The organism is Micromonospora sp. NBC_00617, assembly GCF_045161355.1.
In the GTDB taxonomy this organism is placed as follows: domain Bacteria; phylum Actinomycetota; class Actinomycetes; order Mycobacteriales; family Micromonosporaceae; genus Micromonospora.
Genome location: NZ_CP107751.1, coordinates 549788 through 573903 on the forward strand (window position 1 = coordinate 549788; position 24116 = coordinate 573903).

At 69.0% G+C, this 24116-nt stretch carries 23 protein-coding genes and 1 pseudogene; 15 read left to right on the forward strand and 9 right to left on the reverse strand.

Features of this window, described 5'->3' with window-relative positions; translation table 11 throughout:
• Positions 1 to 2: 2 nt before the first annotated feature.
• From OG505_RS02595 to OG505_RS02620, 6 genes are all read left to right on the forward strand, one after another.
• Complete coding sequence (locus OG505_RS02595; RefSeq protein WP_405430696.1) at positions 3 to 845, forward strand: hypothetical protein; 843 nt, start codon at positions 3 to 5, stop codon at positions 843 to 845.
• A gap of 264 nt (positions 846 to 1109) precedes the next feature.
• On the forward strand, positions 1110 to 2288 hold the full coding sequence (locus tag OG505_RS02600; protein WP_405430698.1) for a radical SAM protein: 1179 nt from the start codon (positions 1110 to 1112) through the stop codon (positions 2286 to 2288).
• Between the two features lie 4 nt (positions 2289 to 2292).
• Entirely contained in the window at positions 2293 to 2544 is a 252-nt protein-coding gene (locus tag OG505_RS02605; RefSeq protein ID WP_405430699.1) for an acyl carrier protein, read from the forward strand.
• A 1-nt stretch (position 2545) separates the two neighbouring features.
• On the forward strand, positions 2546 to 3817 hold the full coding sequence (locus OG505_RS02610) for a hypothetical protein (RefSeq protein ID WP_405430701.1): 1272 nt from the start codon (positions 2546 to 2548) through the stop codon (positions 3815 to 3817).
• 21 nt (positions 3818 to 3838) lie between these two features.
• Entirely contained in the window at positions 3839 to 4924 is a 1086-nt protein-coding gene (locus tag OG505_RS02615) for a hypothetical protein (protein ID WP_405430703.1), read from the forward strand.
• Entirely contained in the window at positions 4921 to 5832 is a 912-nt protein-coding gene (locus OG505_RS02620) for an NAD-dependent epimerase/dehydratase family protein (RefSeq protein ID WP_405430704.1), read from the forward strand. Before OG505_RS02615 ends, OG505_RS02620 begins: the two co-directional genes overlap by 4 nt.
• A 33-nt stretch (positions 5833 to 5865) precedes the next feature.
• Here OG505_RS02620 and OG505_RS02625 read toward each other — a convergent pair whose 3' ends face one another.
• Complete coding sequence (locus tag OG505_RS02625; protein WP_405430705.1) at positions 5866 to 7152, reverse strand: MFS transporter; 1287 nt, start codon at positions 7150 to 7152, stop codon at positions 5866 to 5868.
• Positions 7149 to 8414 (reverse strand): condensation domain-containing protein, encoded by a 1266-nt coding sequence (locus OG505_RS02630; protein ID WP_405430706.1) that lies wholly within the window; start codon positions 8412 to 8414, stop codon positions 7149 to 7151. Before OG505_RS02630 ends, OG505_RS02625 begins: the two co-directional genes overlap by 4 nt.
• A 640-nt stretch (positions 8415 to 9054) precedes the next feature.
• Here OG505_RS02630 and OG505_RS02635 point away from each other — a divergent pair.
• Entirely contained in the window at positions 9055 to 10302 is a 1248-nt protein-coding gene (locus OG505_RS02635) for an FAD-dependent monooxygenase (protein ID WP_405430708.1), read from the forward strand.
• On the opposite strand, the gene OG505_RS02640 is transcribed toward OG505_RS02635, so the two are convergent.
• The 4 genes from OG505_RS02640 to OG505_RS02655 form a co-directional block, all read right to left on the reverse strand.
• A complete protein-coding gene (locus tag OG505_RS02640; RefSeq protein WP_405430709.1) occupies positions 10190 to 11239 on the reverse strand; it encodes a phosphotransferase family protein in 1050 nt (349 codons plus the stop codon). The two genes, OG505_RS02635 and OG505_RS02640, sit on opposite strands and share 113 nt — an antisense overlap.
• Before the next feature lie 113 nt (positions 11240 to 11352).
• Entirely contained in the window at positions 11353 to 11823 is a 471-nt protein-coding gene (locus OG505_RS02645; RefSeq protein ID WP_405430710.1) for a hypothetical protein, read from the reverse strand.
• Positions 11820 to 12578 (reverse strand): hypothetical protein, encoded by a 759-nt coding sequence (locus OG505_RS02650; protein ID WP_405430711.1) that lies wholly within the window; start codon positions 12576 to 12578, stop codon positions 11820 to 11822. The genes OG505_RS02645 and OG505_RS02650 overlap by 4 nt, the downstream gene beginning before the upstream one ends.
• Before the next feature lie 16 nt (positions 12579 to 12594).
• The gene (locus OG505_RS02655; protein WP_405430713.1) at positions 12595 to 12816 is read right to left on the reverse strand and encodes a hypothetical protein; all 222 of its coding nucleotides are present in this window, start codon (positions 12814 to 12816) and stop codon (positions 12595 to 12597) included.
• Between the two features lie 297 nt (positions 12817 to 13113).
• On the opposite strand from OG505_RS02655, the gene OG505_RS02660 reads away from it, so the two are divergent.
• From OG505_RS02660 to OG505_RS02670, 3 genes are all read left to right on the forward strand, one after another.
• On the forward strand, positions 13114 to 13332 hold the full coding sequence (locus OG505_RS02660) for a winged helix-turn-helix domain-containing protein (RefSeq protein WP_405430714.1): 219 nt from the start codon (positions 13114 to 13116) through the stop codon (positions 13330 to 13332).
• 211 nt (positions 13333 to 13543) lie between these two features.
• Positions 13544 to 13813, forward strand: a complete 270-nt coding sequence (locus OG505_RS02665) for a DUF6244 family protein (protein ID WP_363938840.1) — start codon at positions 13544 to 13546, stop codon at positions 13811 to 13813.
• Between the two features lie 306 nt (positions 13814 to 14119).
• Positions 14120 to 14569, forward strand: coding sequence for a hypothetical protein (locus OG505_RS02670; protein ID WP_405430716.1), 450 nt, complete (start codon positions 14120 to 14122; stop codon positions 14567 to 14569).
• Between the two features lie 106 nt (positions 14570 to 14675).
• Here the strand turns inward: OG505_RS02670 and OG505_RS02675 are convergent, their stop codons facing one another.
• Together OG505_RS02675 and OG505_RS02680 are read right to left on the reverse strand one after the other, a co-directional pair.
• A complete protein-coding gene (locus tag OG505_RS02675) occupies positions 14676 to 15257 on the reverse strand; it encodes a Fic family protein (RefSeq protein ID WP_354861020.1) in 582 nt (193 codons plus the stop codon).
• Complete coding sequence (locus OG505_RS02680) at positions 15250 to 15840, reverse strand: Panacea domain-containing protein (protein ID WP_405430717.1); 591 nt, start codon at positions 15838 to 15840, stop codon at positions 15250 to 15252. The genes OG505_RS02675 and OG505_RS02680 overlap by 8 nt, the downstream gene beginning before the upstream one ends.
• Positions 15841 to 16084: 244 nt before the next feature.
• Between OG505_RS02680 and OG505_RS02685 the strand changes: the two genes are divergently transcribed.
• The 5 genes from OG505_RS02685 (at position 16085) to OG505_RS02705 (ending at position 23286) form a co-directional block, all read left to right on the forward strand.
• The gene (locus OG505_RS02685; protein WP_405430718.1) at positions 16085 to 19576 is read left to right on the forward strand and encodes a DEAD/DEAH box helicase family protein; all 3492 of its coding nucleotides are present in this window, start codon (positions 16085 to 16087) and stop codon (positions 19574 to 19576) included.
• Positions 19573 to 21000, forward strand: a complete 1428-nt coding sequence (locus OG505_RS02690; RefSeq protein ID WP_405430720.1) for a restriction endonuclease subunit S — start codon at positions 19573 to 19575, stop codon at positions 20998 to 21000. Before OG505_RS02685 ends, OG505_RS02690 begins: the two co-directional genes overlap by 4 nt.
• Complete coding sequence (locus tag OG505_RS02695) at positions 20997 to 22496, forward strand: N-6 DNA methylase (protein ID WP_405430722.1); 1500 nt, start codon at positions 20997 to 20999, stop codon at positions 22494 to 22496. Before OG505_RS02690 ends, OG505_RS02695 begins: the two co-directional genes overlap by 4 nt.
• Before the next feature lie 89 nt (positions 22497 to 22585).
• Positions 22586 to 22885 (forward strand): hypothetical protein, encoded by a 300-nt coding sequence (locus OG505_RS02700; protein ID WP_405430723.1) that lies wholly within the window; start codon positions 22586 to 22588, stop codon positions 22883 to 22885.
• Entirely contained in the window at positions 22882 to 23286 is a 405-nt protein-coding gene (locus tag OG505_RS02705; RefSeq protein ID WP_405430724.1) for a hypothetical protein, read from the forward strand. Before OG505_RS02700 ends, OG505_RS02705 begins: the two co-directional genes overlap by 4 nt.
• Positions 23287 to 23693: 407 nt before the next feature.
• On the opposite strand, the pseudogene OG505_RS02710 reads toward OG505_RS02705, so the two are convergent.
• Positions 23694 to 24107 (reverse strand): annotated as a pseudogene (locus OG505_RS02710) (nitroreductase family deazaflavin-dependent oxidoreductase); the annotation flags it as partial.
• Between the last annotated feature and the right edge of the window lie 9 nt (positions 24108 to 24116).

A 24116-nucleotide genomic window follows, 5' to 3' on the forward strand; every position in this document is an offset into this window, starting at 1 on the left:
CAGTGTCCTTCGAGGAGTACGCGGCGCTGGCCCGACAGCTCGCCGAGCACCGCCGCGCCGGCGAGCGGGAGGCCGCAGCCGAGTCCGAGCGCCGTCGTGACCTGCACGCCGCCGCCGACTATCTGCATCAGCGGCTGATCGCGCAGGGCCACCGCCTCGACCAGCTCGGCCGCGCGATCGGCATCGACCAGCCACCGGCCGGCCCGACCGTCGCGCCGGGCAACGACGCTCCGCCTGGCCAGCCGGCGGGGTCCGGCTCGCCCATGGTGAGCGGATCGGGGGACGGCGGGTCCGCCGGCGCAGCTGGCGTGCCGGGGCGGGCGGGTGTCGGGGCGTACCCCGAAGTGCCGGTGATACAGGCGCGGCTGGCGCTGCCGACGGCGGTGAGCCCGGCGGGCGCGGGGGTGCCGGCGCAGCGGGCGGCGGCGGTCGACCCGGTGGTGGAGCTGGAACTGGCCCGGCGGATGGCCGACGAGGCCGACCGGCACGGGCAGCAGGTCGAGCTGCTGGCCCAACGGCCGGCGCTGCTGCCGACGTGGTCGCCGCTGGCGCGGGCGGTCGCCGTCTACGCCGCGTGCGGGGCGGCGGCGGGGGTGCTCATGCTGACCCTCGTGCTCGCCTCCGGGGTCGGCCTGGTCGACGGGTTCACCCTCGGCGCCTGGATCTGTGCGGGGCTGCCGGCGCTGGCGTTCTTCGGCGGTTACCTGGTGCTGGGCCGATGGGGGAGACCCGCCATGGTCGCCGGCACCCCACCCCGCTACCTGCCGCTCGGGTTCCTGATCTGCTTCCTGCTGGTGCCGCTGGGCTACTGCGCCTACCTGCTGCTGTTCCGCGCCCTGCGCTGAGGCGCAGCCGAGTGGCCGAAAGGCGGAGCACGCGGGGTTTACGACGAAGAGCTCATGTGTCAGGGTGGTTAACGACCCGTGGCGGGGTGAGCAGGACACTCACATCCACGTCGGACTGCCGCCGCCGGTTCCTTGTGTGATACCGGGGGTTCGTGCGCATGTAGGGATGCGAACGGCCCCCGATCCAGTCACGACTCTGGCGAAGCGATGTCCCCTGCCCCGGGCAGGAGTGACCGTTTCGTGGCAGACGAGCGGGGAGCCTGCATGTCCTACCCACGTACCAACAAGGTCTTCACGTCCGGGGAACTGCACGATCTGCGCCGGACGGTGGCGATCCGGTCGGCGACGCGCCGCAACCTGGCGGCGGATCCCCTCTACGCCACCGCGTTGCCGCAGGAGGTCAGCATGCAGCTGACCTACCGGTGCAATCTGCGGTGTCACCACTGTTTCCAGTGGAACGAGCAGGGCTTCTTCCACAACTACGACAGCCAGCGCAAGCGTTCCGAGCTCGACCTCGACGTCATCCGGGACGTGCTGGAGACGACCGCGCCCGAGCAGGCGAAGGTCTTCCTGTGGGGCGGCGAGCCCCTGATGCACTCCCGATTCGGAGAGATCGCCAAGCTGCTGGGCGCCGTGCCGCGCGTGGTCAACATGTGCACCAACGGCCTGCTGATGGAGCGCAACGCCGAACACCTGCTGACCATCGGGCCACGACTCAATCTGCTGGTCAGCCTGGACGGCTTCGAGCCGGAGCACGAGGCGTTGCGGGGCAAGGGATCGTTCCGCAGGACCATGCGCAACGTCGAGGCGATGCTCGACCTCCAACGGCGCGGCGAGTACCAGGGCGAGTTGTCCGTCGCGTGCATGGTCAGCGAGGACATGGTCGGCCGCATGTACGAGTTCACCGAGTGGGCCGAGCAGACCGGCTTCAACTCGGTCTACTGGCTCCTGCCGTGGTATATCAGCCCGGAGACGGCGTCGGCGATGGACCGGCTCTACGAGGAGTCGTTCTCGTGGCTCAACCCGCCGGAGCCGGGCGACAAGCCGACGTGGCACTCGTACACGTACGCGCTGCCCGAGCAGTACCTGCCGGTGCTGAAGGAGTCGATGGCGCGGCTGGCGAGCCGGGTGTGGGATCTGCGGGTGCGCTACCAGCCGCAGGTCGAGGAGGATGAGATCGACGACTTCATCCGTGGCACCTCCCGTCCCGCCCAGCGGCGCAGCCGCTGCCTGGCGGTGTCCAACCGGATCGAGATCCACGCCGATGGGCGGGTCAGCTCGTGCAAGTTCTTCCCCGAGTTCGTCATCGGCGACCTGAGCGAGCAGTCCATGCAGGACATCTGGCAGAGCGAACGCTTCACCCGGGTCCGCGGCATCCTGCGCGACAGCGGCCTCATGCCGGTGTGCTCGAAGTGCATCCTTCTCTACCTGAGCGGGGAGTGAACGCATGGCAGAGGTGTTCACCCGCATGGCGGTCCTGCTCGCGCGGGTTCTGGAGGATCCGGCGCTGGCCCAGGAGGTGACGGCGGACACGAATCTGCTGCTCGACCTCGGGATCGACTCGCTGCACATGATCACGTTCCTGCTCGCCGTCGAGGAGGAGTTCGACGTCGAGATCGATTTCGAGTCGCTGGACAGCATCCACCTGGAGTCGGTGAAGGCGTTCTGCCATTTCGCCCTCGACGGCGACGGCCGGTGAGGTGAGCGGGACCGTTCACTTCGGCTCGTTCGACGCGGAGGCGGCGTGGCGGCCGGAGGATCTCGCCGGGCTGCCCGCCGGCCCGACGGCAGGTGGCAGCCGGGGACGTCGCGGCATGGACGAGCTGCTGGCGGTCGGGTGCGCCCCGGGTGATCTGCTGCTCACCGCCGAGCCGATGGACCAGGCCCTGGTCGAGGCGCTGGCGGCCGCCGGCATCGCACCACGGGTCGCGGCGGTGCCGGGTCACCAGGACGCCACGGTGGAGGAGCGTCTGGCGTCGGCTGGCGGCACGTCCCTGCCGGGGATGTCCGGGTGGGCCGCGGCGTTCTACGCCGTCCGGCCGGACACCTCCGTGGCGGTGCACCGACTCGGCCTGCGTGCCACGGTCCCCGCCGTCGAGGTCGTCGCCCGCGTCAACTCCAAGGTCTGGTCGAACGACCTGGTCCGGGACGCCGGCCTGCCCGGTGGCGCCGTCCTGGCGACCACGCCCCGGCAGGTGCGGCGACTGGTGGAGGACGCGCCGGCCGACGTCGTGCTCAAGGATCCGTACGGGGTCGCCGGCCGGGGCGCCCTGCGGGTCAGCAACCCCCGGGTGCTGGACACGGTCGTCCGGCACCTGGAGCGGCAGGTCGCGCGCGGGGCTCGGGTGGAGTTGCTGGTGCAACCCCTCTTCGAGGAGGCGTCCAGCTTCTCCACCCACCTGGAGGTCGACCCGAGCGGCGCGGTGCGGTGGCGGGGCGTCCAGCACGTCGACAACGCCGAGTTCGCCTACCGCGGCTCCGGTCCGCTGCCCGCGGCTCAGCACGCGAACCTCGACACCACCGCCCACCGGGAGGTGATCGCGCGGGTCGGGACGGCGCTCGCGGCCGAGGGCTACACCGGGCCCGTCTGCGTCGACGGACTGCGGCTGCGTGACGGCACTGTCGTACCGGTGCTGGAGGTCAACGCCCGACGATCGATGGGCCTGCTGAACCTGCACCTCGACCGGCGGGCCCGGGCGGTCGGCCTGCGGTCCTGGTTGCGCTGCCGTACGACGCCGGTGCGGCCCGGCGACACGGTGGCCAGGCTGGTGTCCGCGTTGGACGAGGCGAAACTGCTGTTTCGAGGCGACGACCCGGGGGTGCTGCCGCTGGCCTCGGGGACGCTCACCCCGCCCCGTGGACGGCTCTTTCTCGCCGTGTTCGCCCCGGACGACGCGGCCCGGGTCGCCCTCGAAGCGCAGGTGGGCAATTTGCTCGTCGCGACGGCCGGCGCCCCGAGTCTCGTCACCTGACTCCCGACGATCGGAGCAACGATGGCGATTGTGCTGCTGACGTCGGGCGCCACGCTCGGCACCCACGTACCGGCCCTCATCCTGGCGGGTCGGTTGCGAGCCCTCGGGATCGAGGTGCGCGTGGAGGTGTTCGAGCGGCTGCTGCGACCCGACGAACTCGACCGGCTGAGGGCCGCCAAGCTGGCCTTCAGAGAAAACTTCAAGCTCGCGGTGGCCGCCCAGCGCATGGTGCGTGATCAGATGCCGGCGCTCGACGACGCCGCTGTCGGCGAACTGCTGCACCGCTGGCGGGCCGCGGACGTGGACCAGGTGGTGATTTTCTCCGGCTTCTGGGTGCCCGTCGTCGAACGGTACGAGGCGCTCACGTCCCGAACGCCCCGGGTCGACATCTGCCACCTTGACGCCGCGCCGACCGCCTCCTTCAACCTCTTCCGGGCGCGCACGGAGCGTTTCCGTCACGTGTGGATGTTCGACGCCGAGCGGGGCACCGCGCCGACGAGCATCCGCGTCGGCGACGAGGCCCCGGTGCCGTGGCAGCGGCGGGAGCGCCGCCTGCTGGCGCACGGCGGCGGCTGGGGGCTGGGCACCTACCGGGACCGTGCGGCGGATCTCGCCCGAGCGGGGTTGCTGGTCGACGTGGTGACCCACGACCCGGCCGACGTGTCCGCCCTGCCCCCCGGCTGCCGGGCGTTCATGATCGACCCGGAGTGGGAGGCCTGGCAGGACGACGGCTTCCCGCCGTTCGGCGAGATTCTTTTCGACGGCACGGTGCGGTACCGACGGGGTGCGGCGTACCACGACTCGTTCGATCTCGCCCGGCACCGCGTCGCCATGCTCTGCAAGACGGGCGGGGGCACCCTGATCGACTCGCTCTGGTCGGCCACGCCGATCGTGCTGCTGGCGCCCTTCGGCGCGCACGAGCAGGTCAACGCCGACCTGTGGCGCCGGCTGGGCTACGGCGTCACCGAGCAGGAGTGGCGCGACAGCGGATACTCCCTCGACCTGCTGGAGGCCCTGCACCGAAATCTGCTGGCCGCCCGCGAGGGGACCGCCGACTACGCCGCCGACCTGGCGGCGCGAGCCGTGCAGACCGAGGTCCCGGGGTGAGCGCCGTCCCCGCCCCGGTCACGGTGGTCGTCGGGTCGGACGGGTTCATCGGCGCGAATCTGTGCCGTGCGCTCGAACGCCGTCGCCGGCCTCCGCAACGGGTGACCCGACCCCGCAACGCCGCCGAGGAACACCGCTACGCCGACACGATCCGGCGGGCGGACCTGGTCTTCTGGGCCGCCGGCACGGTCACCCCGAAGAGGGCCGTCAGCCAGCCCGAACTCATCGAGCTGGATCAGCGTGCCCTCGCCGCCGCGCTGGAGGCGTGCAAGCTGGGCGCCCGCCGTCCCACCTTCGTCCTGCTGGGATCCGGTGGTACGGCGTACCGGCCGGATGTGCCGCCGCCGGTGGACGAGACCTGCCCACTCGGCCCTGACAGCGTCTACGGCCGCGCGAAGCTGGCCCAGGAGCAGGCCCTGCGCGAGGCGGGCGACCATCTCCGGCCGGTCGTGCTGCGACCGTCCAATGTGTACGGGCCCGGCCAGCGCGCCGAGGGTGGGCTCGGCGTGGTGTCGCACTGGCTGGAGGCCGCGGCCGCGCACCGGCCGTTGCAGGTGTTCGGCGACCCGGCCACCCGCCGCGACTACGTCTACATCGACGACGTCGTGGCCGCCCTGCTGGCGGTGTGGGACCGTCACCTGGACCGCGACACCCGCGACGCGCTCGACGGCGCCGTCCTCAACGTCGGCGCCGGCCGTCCCACCTCCCTCGCCGAGCTGCTGGAGGTGGTGACGGCGACCGTCGGTCGGCCCGTGACCATCCGGTACGCGGACCGTCGGGCCTTCGACCGGCGCGACATCTGGCTCGACGTCCGGCGCGCGTCGGCGTTGCTGGACTGGCATCCCGTCACCGACCTGCGCACCGGGGTGGCGCGTACGTGGGCGGCGCTGGCCGGCCCGAACCGCTGACGTCCGCGCGCCTCGCCGGCGACCCTCCGCCCGTCAGGACTGGCTGGCCGGCTCGGGGACGGGCGTGAAGTCACGCATTTTCCGCAGCGGCGAGAAGTAGACCCACAGCCCGGAGGCCCAGACGCCGAGGGCGGCGATCACGAGGGTCTCGCGGACGCCGAGCCAGGTGCCCAGCACACCGCCGAGGACCGCGCCGATCGGCAGGGCGCCCCACACGATCCAGCGGACCCCGGCGGTGAGGCGGCCGAGCAGTTCCGGCGGGCACATCTGCTGCCGGTAGCTGATCTGGGCCGCGTTGTAGATCGCGCAGAGCGCGGCGAAGCCGGTCATGCCGACGGTGTAGAACGCGACCCGCCAGCCGGGCTCGGCCAACGGCACCAGCAGCATCGTCCAGCCGAGGCCGAGCAGGGAGACCCAGATGATGCGGGCGGTGCCGATCCGTCGCGCCAGCTTGCCGGAGGCGAGGCCACCGGCGATGCCGCCGGCCGTGCCCAGCGCCAGTTGCACGGCCACCTCGGCCGGCGTCAGCTTGAGGACCCGGACCAGGTAGATGACCGAGAGGGCGTAGATCACCTGGCTGAACACGTTCAGGGTGCCGCTGGCCGCGACGATCTTGCGCAGCACCGGATGCCGGAAGGCGAAGGCCAGGCCGGCCGAGATCTCCTCCCGCAGCCGCGGCCGGGGGCCCTCCGGCACGGCGACCTCCGGCTCCGAGCGCCGGATCAGCAGTAGCGAGACGGCACTGACCGCGAACGAGGCCGCGTCGATGAGGACCGTCCGTGCCGCGCCGAAGACCGCGACCAGTCCTCCGCCGAGCCCGATACCCGCGACCTGCGCGACCGAGTACGTGGTGCTGAGTTTGCCGTTCGCGTCCAGCAGCTGGTCGGAGCGCACCACGGTCGGCAGGTAGCACTGGTAGGCCACCTCGAAGAAGACGGAACAGACGCTGCACAGGGCCGCCACCAGCCACAACTGCGCCATGGTGAGTTCACCGGCGAAGAACGCCAGCGGAATGGTGCCCATCGCGAGGGCCCGCAGCAGGTTGCAGAACACCATCAGCCGCCGCTTGCGCATCCGGTCGACGATCACTCCGGCCGGCAGCGCGACGAGCAGGTACGCCGCCATCCCGGCGGCCTGGAGCAGGCTCACCGAGAACGTGGACGCGTTCAGCACGGACACCGCGATGAGCGGGACGGCGAGGGTGGACACCGCAGAACCGGTCTCGCTGAGGGTCTGGCCGGTCCACAGCGTCATGAAGTCCCGGTGACGCCACAGGCTCGGCGTGACCGCCGGGGTGGTGGCCGGCGCGGTCGTGGTCATCCGGCGGCCTCCGCGTTCGCGCCGACCAGCTCCAGCAGGTCGTCGCGCATGGTGACGAGCAGGGCCTCCAGTTCCGCGCGTTGGTAGCCCTCGCGGATCACCCGGACGGTCAGCCGGACCGTCGTGTCGGCGTTGGCCATCAGGTAGAAGCCGGGCCCGGTCGAGCGGATCGGCACGTGCCACTCGATCCGCGATTCCTGGATCGTCTCCGGCGGCTGCACCACCATCGGGGGCAGGAGGAAGGTGAAGTGGTACCCCGGGTCGAGCGGCCCGCCCTCCCGTTCGGCGTCCTCGCGGATCCGCGCCACCGCGTCCGGGTCGTAGACCCCGTGCTTGAGGGCCCGCATGTTCCGTACGTACAGGGTGCGCGCGGTGTGCGCGAACGGTTCGTCCGGTTCCGGCGCGGCCAGCAGCGGCACCCACTGGTTCATGGACGTGACGAGCGACGTGACTGCCGGGTCGAAACGGTTGGACGACATGGGGTAGAGCAGGACCGGCGTGCCGGTGGTGCCCGTCGCGATGATCGCCCGGCAGTACGCGGTCAGCAGCACCCCCGCGACGGTGACGCCGATGCCGCGCGCCGCCTGGCGGAGGAGGGGCTCGGGGATGCCGGTGTGCATCGTCGCCCGGAGCACCGGCCCGGGTGCGGGAGGGGTCCGCCGGGGCGCCGCCGACAGCACCTTGCGCCAGTACGACTCCGCGGCGAGCAGTCTGGCGTCCATCTCGCCGGACCGTTGCCGCGTGGCGAGGTCGGCCGGCTGCGGCGCCGGTGGCAGCGTCTCCCCGGCCAGCAGGGCGTAGAAGTCCCGCTCCATGGTGTTGATGCCCGCGCCGTCGGCCGCCATGTGGTGGATGACGACCAACAGTTCGCGCGGGCGGCCGTCGCTCTCGGTCAGCCACACCCGCCACGGCAGGTCGGTGGTGAGCGTGAACGCCCGCTGGATCTCCTCGGTCTCGATCCGGGACATCCCCGTCTCGCCGTCGGGCTGTCGTACCACGGCGACCACGTCGGCGGGGGAATCCACCGCGACGCGCTGGCGCGGATCTGCCCGGTCCTCGACGTCGAACGTCGTGCGCAGCGAGGCGTGCCGCATGCCGAGCGCGCCGACCGCGCGCCAGACGTCCACCGTGGTCACATTTTCCGGCAACGACCAGGAGAAGCAGAGGTTGCCCTCCCACCACTTCTCCGGATGCATTCTTTCGATGTCCCGCCAGACCGATAGTTGGCCGAGGGTCATCGGGTGGGTCGTCTCCGGGGTCACACCTGTCCTTCCCGAGCGGGAACGGTCGCGCTGCCGATGAGCGTGTGCCGCGACGCGACACACGCTCATCGGGACGAAAGATAATTTGTTTGCGTCAGCCGGCCGAGTTGTTCTTCATCACGACACCTCCCGAAGAATGCGGTTGTCGGAAGTGAGGCCGTGGCCCTACGCCGTGCTTAGGGGTGCATGACGCGCCACCGTCGGATGACGGATGGAATCACCGTTCAGCAGTCCGACCAGCGATCGACCGAGCTGGTGCGACAATTGTCCACGCGCTACTTCGGATGCTCTTCGCGGCAGGAACCGCAGCATTCGACAGCGACCGTGAACGACGGCCGTACTATTCGGAGCATTCGCTGGCGGCGAAACTTCCAGTGATGGCCATGGAGCCGCGCACAGGCGAATGCAGTGAAAGGCCGATTCCCCCGGTTACGTGGCCCCGCCTCGGTTAGCAGGACTCCCACAGCATTCCGGCCGTCTATGCCGGTGTCAACCCTCGCATTGATGGATCTTGCTGCCTTGACCGCTGCGGCCGTCGTGATTACGGTCGGGGCGGCGGACGTGTCCACAGCGCCCGCCACACGGGGGAGCAAATGGGTACGACAGGTCCTTTCGGGCCGCCGGTGACGGCTGGCTCGACATGATCAATCCTGGGCACGCCGTGGTCGTCGGGGCGGGGATCGCCGGAACGGCGGTCGGTCTCTTCCTGCGCCGGATCGGGTGGCGCGTGACGGTTCTCGAGGCCCGGCCGCCGCGCGAGCGACCGCTCGGGTCGCACCTGAGCCTGGCCGACAACGGCCGCACCGTGCTGCGCGACCTGGGCCTGCTCGCCACGGTCGACGCCGCCGGTACGCCCACTGACCGCATCTCCTTCCAGGACCACCGGGGACGGGAGATCGGCAGCAACAACCAGGTGAGCACGCTGATCCGCCGGGACCGGCTCGGCGAGGTGCTGCGCGAGGCGGCCCGTCGCGCCGGCGTCCGTATCGTCGAGGGTGAGCGGGTCGTCGGGTTGCGCGATGACGGGCACGACCGGGTCGTCGCCACCCTCGCCGACGGATCGAGTCACAGCGGTGACCTGTTGATCGGCGCCGACGGGGTGCACTCGCACACGCGTCGAACGATGTTCCCCGAGCATCCGCCGGCCCGGTTCACCGGAGTCCTCGACGGCGGCGGCTCGGCCCCGCGGGTCGACGGGATCGCACCGGACAAAGTGCTGCGTCTGACGTTCGGCGGCACCGCGTTCTTCGGCTACCAGGCGTTGCCGGACGGCGAGGTCGTCTGGTTCCAGAGCCTGCTCACCGGCCAGGGGGAGGTGGTGGCGGGGCCACGGGCTGATCCGATGGACCGGTGGCGGCAGCGGCTCGTCGAGCTGCACGGCGCAGACCACCCGCCGATCCCCGCCATCATCGATGCCAGCACCGGTCCGATCATCCGGTGGCCGGTGCACGACCTCGTCCCGCCCGCGCGCTGGAGCCGCGGCCGGATGTGCCTGGTCGGCGACGCGGCGCACGCGATGCCGCCGCACGACGGGCAGAGCAGCTCCATGGCGCTCGAAGACGCACTGGTGCTGGCCCGGTGTCTCGCCACGGCCGGCGACGTCGGTGACGCCTTCGTGCGCTTCCAACAGCTGCGCGAGCCACGGGTGGCGACGGTCGCCGGGCTCGCTCGCCGTACCGGCAGCCTGAAGTTTCCGAGCGGCGCCCGCGAGCGGCGGGCGCGCGACGCCGTGCTGACGATGTTCATGAGGGCCGGCGTGGCCGCCTCCGAGGACGTCAGCCGGTACCGCCTGCAATGGCCGACGGACTTGCACGCCCCAGCTCGGTCAGCTCCTGATCAAGCAGGTCGGCCAGCCGTTCGAACCGGTCCGGGTGATTCTCCCGGGTGATTCCCCGGCTGGGCATCTCGACCGTCATCAACAGGTACAGGTGCAGGCGGTAGAGGCTGAGCCGCCGCAGAGTGGACTCGTCGAAGACGACCGGATCGGCCGCGGCGGCGCGGTAGCCGCGCAGGAACGGGTGGTCGGGGTCGTCCTCCACCCTGCGATACAACAGGGGTGACACGAGGTCCAGCAGCGGATCGCCGAACAGGAACCGCTCGCCGTCCACGATTCCGCGCAGGCGCAGGGCGCCAGCCGGGTCGGGTTCGGCCAGCACATTGCCGTCCCAGCTGTCGAAGTGCAGCAACGCCGGCCGGCGTACCTGGTCCAGGACCCCGGCGTACCGCTCGGGCAGCTCCCGGATCCGCGCCGGCGAGGTGGGCAGCCGTACGTCCCAGTCCGCCGCGTCGGCGAGCAGGTCGTCGAGCATGGCGGCGAAGGCCGCACGCCACGTCACGCCGCTCGCGCGGCCGCCGCCGTACCCGTAGTGGTCGCCGGTCACCCGGTGCAGCGCAGCGATCGCGACGCCGAAGTCGTAGCGGGCGGGGCTGTCGTCGAGGTGCTGCTCGCCCTCGGCCCATTCCCACAGCGACCGTCCGGGCAGCAGGTCGGTGACCAGCCACTCGCCGAGGTCCGGATCGTTGCCGTGGTGCAGCAGCGGCGGCACCGGCACCTGCGGCGCGCGCGCGGCCACGAGACGGAAGTATCGGGCTTCGGCCGCGGCGAGGCCCTGCTCGTAGCGCAGCAGTGGCGCGTCGGGCGGTGGTGCCACCTTCAACACGACCTCGCGTCCGTCGTCGAGCGCCACCCGCCACACCGTCGCGAAGCCGCCGCCCAGGATCGGCCCGCAGTCCACGACCCGGCGGTCCGCGCCGAACGACGCCGCGACGAAGCGTTGCACCTGATCGTGGTCCAGTGGTCGCTGGGTGCGGCTGAGCCCTTCCACCCCGTGGTCCCTTCCTCCCCGCCGTGACGCCCGCCAGAGTGCCAGAGTCAGCGGGGAATTGTCGTCCTGGGCCCGTCGAGGAGTCGTGTGGGAGGGTTCCCGGTGGCGGCTTCCTAGCGGGTCTCCTGCTGGTCCCGCACGCCTGCCCGGTGCTCGTTGCCGCCCCGTGCGGCGTTGTCGGCGGCGTGCGCCGCCGCCGCGAGGACGTCGTCCCGTTCCTGGTCGGTGCAGCCCTCGTCCTCCAGCAGGCCGAGCAGCAGCACCGTCCGGGCGACGATGGCCGGCGCGTCGTCGGGCACCGGAGGGCGTTCACCGAGCGCCGCCCACACCAACGCCTCGGCCAGCGCCGGCTCGACGTCCACTCCGGTGGCGTCGTAGCGTTCCCGCGCGGACGCCACGAACCGGATCACCGGCGCCCGGTCCTGCCCGGCGACGAACCGCCGCCGCACCGCCACCAGCAGCGCCCCGGCGAGCAGGTCCGCGTACCGCCGCCAGTCCGCCTCGGTGAACCGGCGCAGCCGCCGTTCGTGCCCGCGCAGCCGTCCCGCCAGAAGGCCGCGCAGCGCTGCGTGCGGGTCTGTCACCACTGTCGCCCCCTGATCATCGTGAGTAGGTTGCTCCGTCGGCGTCGCCTGGTCACCAGGCCGCTCGCCACCCGGCAGCCGTGTGCGATCTCGCTGGTGCTGGTGCTGGTGCTGCTTCTCCGGGAATCGGGTGCGGAGGCGGCCGGCTCGCCGGTCAACGCCGCCACCGAGCGGTCGATGCGGCAGCCGCCGATCGCGAGCCGGGTGACGACCAGGTCCAACCGGGTGATGGCCGTCGCGAAGTGCCGGGCCGCGACCGCGTCCGCCACGATGTGGGTACGCCGCAGTCGGTCCTCGGCCGCCGCCAACCGCCACCGGGTCCGGGCGGCGAGCGCGGCGGCCCGGTCCGCGTCGACGCGAGCTGCCCGCAGCCCGGCGAGCAGCTCACCCGCGCTCGCGGTCACCGGCGACGCCCGATCGGCAGCCAGGCCGGCGTAGACCAGACCGAGCGCCCGCCAGCACTCGGTGACCGCGTCCTGCCAGGGCAGCCTCCGGCCGGGTGGTCCCGCGCCGTGCAGGTGCGCACCGGCCCGGTCGGCGGCGGCGATCGTGGCCAGCCAGGCGTCGCGCAGGTCATCCACCGGCCCGCCGAAGTGCGCCAGCCGGGCCCGCGCGGCCCGCTGCTCGTCGCACGGGCCAGGCCGTCCGCAGCTCCGGCAGATGCCGGTGTACGCCTCCGTCACGTGGTCGGCGACCTTCATCCTCGCCTCGATGACCTGCTGGTTGGCGTGCGCGTGCAGATCATCCGCGTTCACCGGCAGCCTCGGCGGTTCACTGCTCGGCCTCGGCGGTGGCCTTGACCAGGCGGGCGAACAGCACGTCGGTGCACGGGTAGTCCCTGCCGCAGCCGCAGACCCACCTGCGAACCACGCGCGGTGGATGGGCGAAGAGGGTGTCGTCGGCATCCTCGACGTCCTGCTCGGACACGAGACGCTGGCCTGGTGGGTGTCGGGAGGGTGGGTCGGTGGGCTGGTCGTCGGGTCGATCGGGCATCGGGTGCTCCCGTCCGGTCGTCTCCTTGCTGGTCAGGGCGTTGCTCGGGCGGCACGTGCCGCCCGGTGGCGATGCGGTGGGGGCGGCGTGCGGGCACGCCCCGGCACGCCCGGCCGGACGGGGGGACCGGCCGACCGGGCGCTTCCTGCGCGGTGGGGAAAGAACCAACTCCTCGGGTGCTGACCAGGGAGCTGATCAGCTCGAAGCCTAGGATAACAAGCTATCGCAGTCAAGCTATCACTTGCGATAACAAGGTGAAGAGTGGTCGAATGGCGGTGCTGACCAGGGAGTACCGCCATGCCACCAAGCCCCAAGTGGGTTGAGCTTGCCGAGCACATCCGCAAGCAGATCGCCTCGGGCGAGCTGTCGCCCGGCGACAAGCTGCCGTCAACCACCCAGCTCTGCCAGATTCACGGCGTCTCCGCGATCGTCGTGCGCAACGCGATGCTCACCCTGAAGGCGGAGGGACTCGTCGTCGGCGTGCCTGGCGTCGGCGTCTACGTCGCTGAGGACTGAGGTCGGGCCGCTATCTGCGGTGCCTATTGAGATCTTGGACAGTTACTGTTCTCAGCTGACGGAAGGTGTCCAAGATCTAGAGATTCTCGCTGGGGCACCTCTCACATCACGGTTCAGCAAGCGGGTGGTCGCGCTTAGTGCGCGGATCTCGTACGCTCCCTTGTGGTCTCCGCCGGTGCGGTGGTGGAGGCGATGGTCGACCAGGGGGAGGATGCGCGTGAGCGCAGCGCAGATCATCGCGAAGTTGGCGGCGGCGTCGCAGAAGCTCGATGAGGCGAAGGCCAAGACCGCAGCGGCAGCACAGGACGCGGCCGAGGCGCGAACCCTTGTCGCCGGTGCGCTGGAAGGTGTCGCCGCTGGGCCGCTGGTCGGCATGATCGACGCGTACCGCCAGGCATTGGCGCAGGCGTCCCAGGGCGGTGAGCCGGCCAAGCAGCACGTCCAGGAGACGATCGCCAAGGTCCGCGCACTGGGAAACTGACCACGGGTGGTGGTAGCACAACCCACCAACCACCCGCAGCCGTCAGACCGGTCATTAGGGCTGCGGTACCTCGGCGGCTCAACAGTTCACATCGGAACCAGGCTGCGCCGCCTGCTTCGCGCCGACAGCGTCTCAGCAGCGAGTCGATAGGGTGGTGGACCTCCGCCACGGCCGCTGCCTACGCGAGTTTCCAGGAGTTCTTGCCGACGACCGTCAAGGCGTTAGCCGGTACTCTGCTGGCGACTACTGCGGCAGCCGGGTCTTTCAAAGCCTGGAGAGCGAAGCACCGAGACGGAGGACCGAGCCGTGAGGATCGATGACGAGGTCGAGGTTCTGGTCAGAGCTGTCTTGGATGCCGCTGTGCACCGCGATGCCGACAGATTCGACAGCGCCCTTGACGCCCTCGGCAGCAGCCAGGAGCGGTTGACCAAGGCTGTCGAACTGACGCTCGCGGTAAACGCCGCTGTCCTGTTCGAGGTCCATGACGGCCCACCATCGCACCAGCAAGTAAACGCACTGGCACGCGACATCAGTCATCAGGAACAGTGGGCCGAGGTCTCCGTGCAGAACGTACATGCCCTCCTGATCGCTGTGACGGCGGGCAAACCGCTACCCCTCCTAACCAACGCGGCGGGGGCGACCGCCGTGTTCGTCGTTGCGGCCAATCTTCTCGCTACTGCCTCCCAGCCGGACCAGGGGGAGTGGTGGTTCAACTACCTGGACAAGGTGGAAGCGGCGATCGAGACGGCGGGGTGACCGGACGTACCTGGTCCGGCTAGCCGGGACGCGGTGGGCCTGCTGTAGGGCTTCGCCAAGCCATGCCGGTGGGCTCCGACCATCCCACATCGCGCGTTGAGGAACATCAGCTCAATCGGCGGACAACTGGACGCAGAACCGCGACGAGGCGCCCGGTGTCGGTCGTGGCCAGGTGTACACGGCACGCTTCGATGTTGTCGGCTTCGTTGAGTTCCGACCAGTCGAGGAGAAAGCCCGCGGCGGCGGCAAGTTGCCGAAGAAAGGAACGGATGGTCCGGCCGTTGCCCTCGCGAAACGGGTGACACACGTTCAGCTCGCCGTAGTAGTGCGCGAGCGTCTCGACGAACACCTCGTGCTTGAGGCCGAGAAGGAAGCCATCCGCAGTCAATCCACCAAGGACCGCGCTGACCTGGTCGTCGATGAAGCGCCAGTGACAGAAGCGCGCTCCCGGCTTGCTGATGTCGACGGTCCTGGTCTGTCCGGCCCACTCGTAGAGATCTCCGAAGAGCTGCCGGTGGAACGTCTGAAGATGGTCGAGGCCGTAGTTGCCGGGAATGATCATGCGCGATGCCTGAACCTCCCGGATCGAGGTCAGGCGAAACTCCGCTTCCCGGAGGAGGTCCGGGTCGGTGATGCCCAGCTTGTTCTTGAGGCAGTCGGTCCCCGGCCAACAGTACGGATCAGTCACCCTTGAGGCGAGCAATCTCTTCGGAGATCAGGTCGTCCGCGCTGACCACCCCTGCTGCCACGTCGCGAAGCTTGTCCTGCCAGTTCTGATCGAACTCAGCGCCTTCCAGGGCAGCGTTCGCGGTTGCGAGACCGACGGCAGTTTCCGAGTCTGCGATCTGTCGGGCGTAGTAGGTACGCATGAGGTCCGTGCTGATCTTCGCCGACGAGTTGGCCGACTCGGGAAGCCCACCCCGCGCAGCCCGCCAGGGAAGCTCGTTGTGTGTCATAACGGACAGCTGGCTCGCCGAGAACTTTCCGTACTGATCTGTGACCCACCGGACGGTTCTTCGTTCGTCCGGGGTCAGGTGGGAGGCTTGCCCGTGCGGCCAGTCAGACACGGTGAGCTGCCGACGGTGGTGCCGGTAGAGGGGCGGCACCACCGGCCCTTCCCGCCAAGCTTCGATCGGCTCGGGAAACAGCAAGGTGCCTTCACGTGCCAGATGCCACCCCTGGCAGTAGTAGACCAACTTCTCCAGCTTCATGGCGGTGACGCTGCCGAGGTTGCCGAGCACTGTGGCAGCGACATCGTGCGCGGTAGCCATCCGCTTACCACCTCCCACCTCAGCTTGCTTTCCGACGCTAGCTACTGTCGGTGATTCCGTCGGTTCTGAACTGTTGTGTCAAGCCCGATTCCGATCCTATAGGTCCGGGCGACACCCTTGTAGAACACAGGTTCTGCCAGAAGATGCTGTCGGATAGGTGTCACCGTGCGTGGTGGGGGCTGTGCGCGGCGGTGATCTTCCCTATCCTGACGTGTTCACCCGACGGCTAGCGACGTGGAGTGTCGTGGATCCTCGACAGGTACGACGTCTGGCAGAGCAGTCCGCCAACTTCGGGTTCCTCAAGGAGCATCCGCTACTGGTTTGGTACGGCGCGGGCGCTGAGCTGCTCGTCTACGTCGACGCGCAGGCGGCGATGTTCAAGATCCGCGCCTTCGGTGACGAGCTGGCCAAGGACCTCGTTCGCCGCACCGGTGCGAAGCCACAGAAGAACGACTTCTACCACCGGGTCCAGGCGCTGTATGGCGACGGCACGCTGGTCGCGGAGACGTACCACGCGTTCGACCGTCTCCGCGATCAGGGCAATAAGGCCGTACACGATCACCTGGGCGAGGTGCGTGCGGCGCTCGACATGCTGCGCACCTGCTTCGAGTTGGGCGTCTGGTTTCACCGGGCGTTGACCGGCGACAGGACTCCGCTCGGGTTCGTGCCGCCGTCTCCGCCGCCCCGCCAGGTGTCGCAGAGCATCGCGGACGGGCTCCACGCGGAGATTCAGCGCTACAAGGACGAGCTGGCCCAGACCAAGCTCCTGCTGGAGGGCAAGGCGTCGCTGGCGCAGGCCCAGGCGGATGCGATGGTCGCCGCGGATCGTGCCGTTCGTGATGCCGATGCCCGTCGTGATCAGGCCGCTGCACTGGTGGCGAGCTTGGCGCCGTCCGCCGAGGCGGAGCAGGCGGCGCTCGACAGCAAGGGGACGCCGAAAGTCTCGGCCGCTCGCCGGGAGGAGTTCATCGCCCGCGCGCGTCGTGCCTCGCACGAACCACTCAACGAGATGCAGACCCGGGTCGAGATCGACCGGCAGTTGGGTGCGGCCGGCTGGATCGTTCAGGACGAGAGCCAGATCAACCTGTACGCGGGCACCGGCGTCGCCGTCCGGGAGGTGACCCTGGCGACCGGCCGGGCTGATTACCTGCTCTACGTCAACCAGCGGCTGGTCGGCGTGATCGAGGCCAAGCGGGAGGGGACCGCGCCGCGTGGCGTGGAGGCGCAGCTCGACCGCTACCTCAACGGGCTCACCGCCGAACAGAAGATCGCCGCGTGGCACCGGGACGACCCGTTGCCCTTCGGCTACGTCGCCACGGGCACCGAGACGGCCTTCGTCAACCGGCTCGACCCGTTTCCGCGTACCCGTGAGATTTTTACCTTTCACCGGCCGGAGACATTCGCGCGGTGGATGCGGGAGGCCGACGATGACCCGGCAGCGCCGACGCTGCGGGCGCGGCTGCGTCGGATGCCGGCATTGGACCGGCTTGGCCTGCGGCCCGCCCAGGTGGACGCCATCGACGGATTGGAGCGTTCGCTCGCCGAGGATCGGCCGCGCTCGCTGATCCAGATGGCGACTGGTGCCGGCAAGACGTTCACCGCGGTCACCAGCAGCTACCGGCTGCTCAAGCACGCCCGCGCCACCCGGATCCTGTTCCTCGTCGACCGGAACAACCTCGGCAAGCAGACCCTGCGGGAGTACGCGGGCTACCAGACCCCGGACGACGGGCGGAAGTTCACCGAGCTGTACAACGTGGATCGGCTGTCCGGTGCCGGCATGCTCGACTCGTCCGCAGTGGTCATCTCCACCATTCAGCGGCTCTACGGTGCGCTGCGCGGCGACGACCTGCCCGACCCGGACCTCGACGACCGGGCGTACGACGACTACGAGCTGGACGAGCCCGCGGAGGTCGCCTACAACCGGCAGCTTCCGCCGGAGACGTTCGACCTGATCGTGGTCGACGAGTGCCACCGCTCGATCTACGGCAAGTGGCGGGGCGTCATCGAGTACTTCGATGCCTTCGTGGTCGGGCTGACGGCCACGCCGGTCAAGCAGACGTTGGGCTTCTTCCAGCAGAACCTGGTCTCCGAGTACACCTACGAGCAGGCGGTCGCCGACGGCGTGAACGTCAGCTTCGACGTCTACCGGATCAAGACGGAGATCACCGAGAAGGGCGCCGACATCGAGGCCGGCACCGTCGTGCCGCTGCGCGACCGCCGCACCCGGGCCGAGCGCTACCAGGAGCTGGAGGACGATTTCACGTACGGCGGCAGTCAGGTCGGCCGGTCAGTGATCTCCAAGGGGCAGCTCAAGCTGGTGCTGGAGACGTTCCGGAAGAAACTCTTTGACGAGATCTTCCCCGGCCGATCGACCGTGCCCAAGACGCTGATCTTCGCGCGGGACGACAACCACGCCGAAGAGATCGTGCAGATGGTTCGGCTGGTCTTCGGGCGGGGCAACGACTTCGCCGCGAAGATCACGTACGCCTCGCGCAAGGGTGGCGACAACCCGGACACCCTCATCCAGGCTTTCCGCAACAGCCCGGAGCTGCGCATCGCGGTGACCGTCGACATGATCGCCACCGGCACCGACGTACGCCCGCTGGAGTGCGTCTTCTTCCTCCGGCCGGTGCGCAGCGCCACCTACTTCGAGCAGATGAAGGGCCGTGGCGCCCGCACGATCGACGCCGCCGAGTTCCAGGCCGTTACGCCCGACGCCGAGGTGAAGGACCGGTTCGTCATCGTCGACGCCGTGGGCGTCACCGAAGCCGACCTGGACGAAGCGGTGCCGCTGCAACGGCACACGGAACGCCAGATCTCCCTGCGCGACCTGCTCAAGAAGGCCGGCACCCTGACCGCCAACTCAGATGAGGTAGCCACCCTCGCCGCCCGGCTGGCACGGCTGGAGCAGCAGTTGACCGACGACGAACGTGCCGAGTTGGCCGACCTCGCCGATCAGCCGCTAACCGGGATCGTGCGGGGCCTCGTCGACGCGGTGGCCCCGGAGCAACTCAATCCGGCCAAGGAAGCTGGGCCGGAGGCCGTACGTGACCTGCTGGCCGGCGCGCTGCGCCCGCTCGCCGCGAACCCGGCGCTGCGCGAGCGCATCCTGGAGATCCGCCGCGCGCACGACATCACCATCGACGAGGTGAACGCCGACAAACTGATCTCGGCGGCCGGCGTACCGCCTGAGGAACGTGCCCAGGTCACCGTGAAGAGCTGGCACGACTACCTGGAGCAGCACCGCGACGAGATCACTGCTTTGCAGGTCTTTTACGAGGGGCGGGGGAGAGTCGGGTACGACCAGCTCAAGGAGTTGGCGGCGCGGATCGCCCGGCCGCCGCAGGCGTGGACGCCGGAGTCGCTGTGGAAGTCGTACGTGCTGCTCGGCCGCACCGCGGATTCGGCGGGCAGCAGGGGGGTGACGGATCTTGTCAGCCTCATCCGGTATGAGTTGGGGCTGGATCAGGAGCTGCGCCCGTACCGCAGCCTTGTCGAGGAGCGCTTCCGTGGGTGGCTGCTCCGGCAGGAACAGGCGGGCGCTACGTTCACTGCCGATCAGGCGTGGTGGCTGGAGAGGATCAAGGACGTGATAGCGGTCAGCGTGGAGATCACCCCGGATGACCTGGAGGGTGCACCGTTCAGCGAGCGGGGCGGGATCGACGGGTACGCGGGCGCGTTCGGCAAGCGCGCCGAGCCGCTGCTGAACGAGCTGAACCAGGAGTTGTCCGCGTGACCGATCTACCAGTGGGCTGGACCGCTGCACCTCTCGGAGATCTCGTCGATGTCCTCGACAGTAGACGGGTGCCAGTAAGTTCAAGGGAAAGGGCGCAGCGACCAGGAGCGGTCCCGTACTACGGAGCAACTGGTCGCGTTGGCAGCATCGACCAGGCACTTTTTGATGAAGACCTTGTGCTGTTGGGTGAGGATGGTGTGCAATTTTTTGACCCATTCAAGCCGAAAGCGTATCTTATTTCGGGGCCAGCCTGGGTTAATAATCACGCCCACGTTATCCGCCCTCGCGGAATGCTCGATAGAACGTACCTGCACCATTTCCTGAACACGTTCAACTATCGAGGTTTCGCGAATGGCACCACGCGCCTGAAGCTCACTCAGAATGCCATGAAGAAGATCCCGGTGCCGGTGCCGCCACTCGTTGAGCAGCGCAGAATCGTAGCCGCACTAGAAGGTCATCTGTCTGCTGTGGATTCTGGTAGAAGGTATCTGGTTTCCGCTCAAAAGAAGATGCTTACCGGCCGCCTAGCGGTTGCACGCTCGGCAGTTCGCGGTCTGCTTTCGTCTAATGAGACCGCAGGCAGTAGCGGAGGCGAGCTGGTGGAGAGTCTTGCTGGTCGGAAAGCCATCCTCCCTGAAGGTGACTGGCCCGTTCCTCCCTCTTGGGCTTGGTCAACTATAGGGGATCTCTTTAAGGTATTCGTTGGCTCCACTCCCAGTCGCTCGGATCCGAAGCTCTGGGATGGCCCAGTCCCGTGGGTGTCCAGCGGCGAGGTTTCCTTCTGCAGGATTTCGACAACGCGCGAGACTATCTCCCGAGATGCTCTAGGTAAGCCGGCGACGCGACTTCATCCGCCAGGAACTGTTCTTCTCGCGATGATCGGTGAGGGTAAAACGCGCGGCCAGGCGGCAATTCTCGACATTGAAGCTGCCCATAATCAAAATTGTGCTTCGATTAGGGTATCCGAGACGTCCATCCTTCCCGAGTATGTTTATACGTTCCTAACATCCCGTTATTCGGAGACTCGACGTGCTGCTGCGGGAGGACAGCAGTTGGCCTTGAATAGATCGACCGTTTGCGCGATAAAGATACCCATCCCTCCGTTGGATGTTCAGCAGCGCATCGTTGAGCGCGTCAAATCTCTCTCCGAATCGGAGAGTAGGCTGTCGGAAGAATTGCGTGCGGGAGCTCAAAGGTCGGACCAGTTGTATGCCGCCTTGCTACGCCAGGCATTTGCAGGAAATCTTGTAGCTCAAGACCCGGATGACGAGCCGGCTTCGGAGCTGTTGGCACGCATCCGAGCCGAACAGGCAGCCGCTCCACCGAAGCAGAAGGCGCGCTCCCGGCGTACACAAAAAGAGCTGGCGGCTCCGCCGACCAGGGTGACCGGCGATGACTATCAGCAGGAGGCACTGCCGCTGTGAGCACTGTGGATTCGCGCCGGTTGGTGCAGAAGCTCTGGAACTACTGCGACGTGCTGCGCGACGACGGCGTCTCGACCATCGACTACGTCGAGCAGTTGACGTTCCTGCTCTTTCTCAAGATGGCCGACGAGCGGGCCAACCGGCAGATCCGCCCCGAGCAGATCGTGCCCGACGAGCTGAGCTGGCAGACGCTGCTCGACGCCGAGGGCGACGCGCTTGAGGTGCAGTACCGCCACATCCTCACCGGCCTGGCCCGGGAGGGCGGCACGCTCGGCACGATCTTCCGCAAGGCGCAGAACAAGATCCAGGATCCGGCGAAGCTCAAGCGGCTGATCGTCGACCTGATCGACAAGGAGCAGTGGTCGCAGGCGGGCGTCGACGTTAAGGGTGACGCCTACGAGGAGTTGCTGGCCAAGGGTGCCGAAGACACCAAGTCCGGCGCCGGCCAGTACTTCACCCCGCGAGCGCTGACCGCCGCGATGGTCGACTGCATGCAACCAACCCCCGAGGACACGATCACTGACCCGGCCTGCGGGACCGGCGGCTTCCTGCTCGCCGCGTTCGACCACATTCAGCGGCACCACGGCAGTGACCTGACCCCGGACCAGCGACGCCGGCTGGCCAACGGCGCGATCACCGGCACCGAGCTGGTCGACGGCACCGCCCGGCTGGCCGCGATGAACATGCTGCTGCACGGCATCGGCACCCCCAGCGGTGACTCGCTGATCGCGATCCGGGACGCGCTCGGCAAGGAGCCCGACCGGCGCTACAGCCTGGTCCTCGCGAACCCGCCGTTCGGCCGCAGCTCCTCGATTCGCATGATCGGTGAAGACGGCCGCTCCACCCGCGAGGAGCGGGAGATCGAGCGGAACGATTTCTGGGCCACCACCGCGAACAAGCAGCTCAACTTCGTCCAGCACATCGCCTCGCTGCTGGAGATCGACGGTCGGGCCGCAGTCGTGCTGCCCGACAACGTGCTCTTCGAGGGCGGTGCGGGGGAGACGATCCGCCGCCGGCTGCTGAAGCAGTACGACCTGCACACCATGCTGCGCCTGCCCACCGGCATCTTCTACGCCGGCGGGGTGAAGGCCAACGTGCTCTTCTTCGAGCGCAAGCGCGCCCGTGAAGACCCGTGGACCCAAAAACTCTGGGTGTACGACTTCCGCACCAACCAACACTTCACGCTCAAGCAGAATCCGCTGCGACGCGAACACCTCCAGGATTTCGTCGACTGCTACCTGCCGGGCAAGGATCGCGCCGAGCGGGTCGAGACCGAGCGGTTCCGGGCCTTCTCCTACGAGGAGCTGATCGCCCGCGACAAGGTGAACCTCGACATCACCTGGCTCAAGGACGCCTCCCTGGAGGACGCCGACGCACTGCTCCCGCCCGAGGTGATCGCCCAGGAGATCGTCGAGGACCTGGAGGCGGCGCTGCGCGAGTTCGCCGCCATCGCGGAGGCACTGTCATCGCGCGCCGCCCAACCCACGGACACCTAGCGCTCACAGGAGCGCCGGAATGCAGGTGACTGGCGTGTCGCTATCACTAAGCGGTGCGATTAGATAGGCTCTCTGGTATGACCGGATCGGTGAGCAAGAGGTCTTTCTCGCTTCCGCAGGACGTGGCAGAGCGCTTGGAGCGCGAGCCCAACGCCAGCGCGTACGTGGTGGACACGATCCGGGCACGGATGCGTGCCGAGGATCTCGACGCCGAGTTGACCCGTCGGGGCATGACCGTGACGGCGGAGGGACAGGCCCGCGCCAGGGCCCAACGTGCTCAGGTCGAGCAGGAGTGGTCGCCTGGTCGCCGCGCCGCGCTTCGTGATCGTTCCCGCCGCGCTGCGGCCGACATGCTCGACGGCTCCGGCAGTCAGGCCCCGGCGGCATGACGAGTCCCGAGGCGCCGTCGGTCCGGCTGATACTGGATCGGTCCGCGCTGCTCGCCTACGTGGCCGGATCCATGGACGTCGCCGAGCCCATCCACGAGGTTGCCCACGACGGGGTCCGGTTCGGTGTGCCGGCGGTGGTCGCGGCCGAGGTGCTGGCGGTGGTGGACGATCCGGGTGATCGTGCGGTGCTGCACCGATTGCTCGACCGTCCCGCCTGCGCGGTGCTGCCGACCTGGGGGGAGGACTGGCAGGAGTTGGCTTACTGGCGCGTGGTTACCGGTCGGGTTGACCTTGCCGCTGCCGTGATGGCTGTGCTGGAGCACGATGCCTCGGTGCTGACCAGCGAGGGTAAGGCGTACGGCGACGGCGGCGACCTGCCGGTCATCCGCTTTCCCGGCTAGAGCGTCCGACCGGATCAGCGGGTGATGCGGCCCTCGCCCTCGAAGCGCGGGTAGTCGCACACGTCCTGGCCGCACAGCTCGAAGCCGCCGGTGGCAAGGGCCACGCCCCGGTTGAAGGCGAAGCCGCCGCCTTCGGCGTACACCCGTCCGGTCACTGCCTGAGTTGGCCGGAGCAGTTGACGGGCGCCCAGCCCGATCCGTACGCCACCCGGTTGCCCGAGCGCTGGCGCAGGATCAGCTCCGCGCCGCCGGAGAGGCCAGCGTCGCAGGTGACGGTGAGGGTGAGGTCCACGGCGACGCCTTTCGCGACCAGGGTCGCGGACGTGACCTCGACGGTGCTCGCCGCGCTCGCCGGCGACGGCGTCAACAGGGCGAACAGGGACAGCCCGAGCAGCGCGATGGTGGTGGTCCCGGTCGGTGTTGCTCTGGTAGCGGGCGTACGTCGGGAAGACCTTCGTCATCAGCGGCCACAGCCGGGCCCGCTCCTCGGTGGACGCCGTCCGGGCGCGACCCGCGAACCGTTCCGCGCCGACCTGGACCTCCACGATGGGGTCGGCGCTCAGGTTCAGGTACCAGGTGGGATGCGTGGCAGCACCGCCGTTGGACGCCACCACCAGGTGGTCGTCCCCGTCGCGGCCATAGATCAACGCGGTGCGGCGAAGTGTGCCCGAGCGGCGACCGCGCGTGGTGAGCAGCAGCGCGGGGTAGCCCTGGAAGGTGCCGCCGTCGGCGCCGTCGGTCTCCACGTACCGCCGAATGTGCTTGGCCACCCAGCCGACCGGACTGTCCTCGATCGTCTCGTGCTGCTCCTGCGCGGTCACGCCATCGCC

Bases quoted from the DNA above. Each gene is read 5' to 3' on its own strand.
- OG505_RS02600 (WP_405430698.1), top strand. From the start codon at position 1,110: ATGTCCTACCCACGTACCAACAAGGTCTTCACGTCCGGGGAACTGCAC.
- OG505_RS02605 (WP_405430699.1), top strand. From the start codon at position 2,293: ATGGCAGAGGTGTTCACCCGCATGGCGGTCCTGCTCGCGCGGGTTCTG.
- OG505_RS02615 (WP_405430703.1), top strand. From the start codon at position 3,839: ATGGCGATTGTGCTGCTGACGTCGGGCGCCACGCTCGGCACCCACGTA.
- OG505_RS02625 (WP_405430705.1), bottom strand. From the start codon at position 7,152: ATGACCACGACCGCGCCGGCCACCACCCCGGCGGTCACGCCGAGCCTG.
- OG505_RS02635 (WP_405430708.1), top strand. From the start codon at position 9,055: ATGATCAATCCTGGGCACGCCGTGGTCGTCGGGGCGGGGATCGCCGGA.
- OG505_RS02655 (WP_405430713.1), bottom strand. From the start codon at position 12,816: ATGCCCGATCGACCCGACGACCAGCCCACCGACCCACCCTCCCGACAC.
- OG505_RS02660 (WP_405430714.1), top strand. From the start codon at position 13,114: ATGCCACCAAGCCCCAAGTGGGTTGAGCTTGCCGAGCACATCCGCAAG.
- OG505_RS02665 (WP_363938840.1), top strand. From the start codon at position 13,544: ATGCGCGTGAGCGCAGCGCAGATCATCGCGAAGTTGGCGGCGGCGTCG.
- OG505_RS02680 (WP_405430717.1), bottom strand. From the start codon at position 15,840: ATGGCTACCGCGCACGATGTCGCTGCCACAGTGCTCGGCAACCTCGGC.
- OG505_RS02705 (WP_405430724.1), top strand. From the start codon at position 22,882: ATGACGAGTCCCGAGGCGCCGTCGGTCCGGCTGATACTGGATCGGTCC.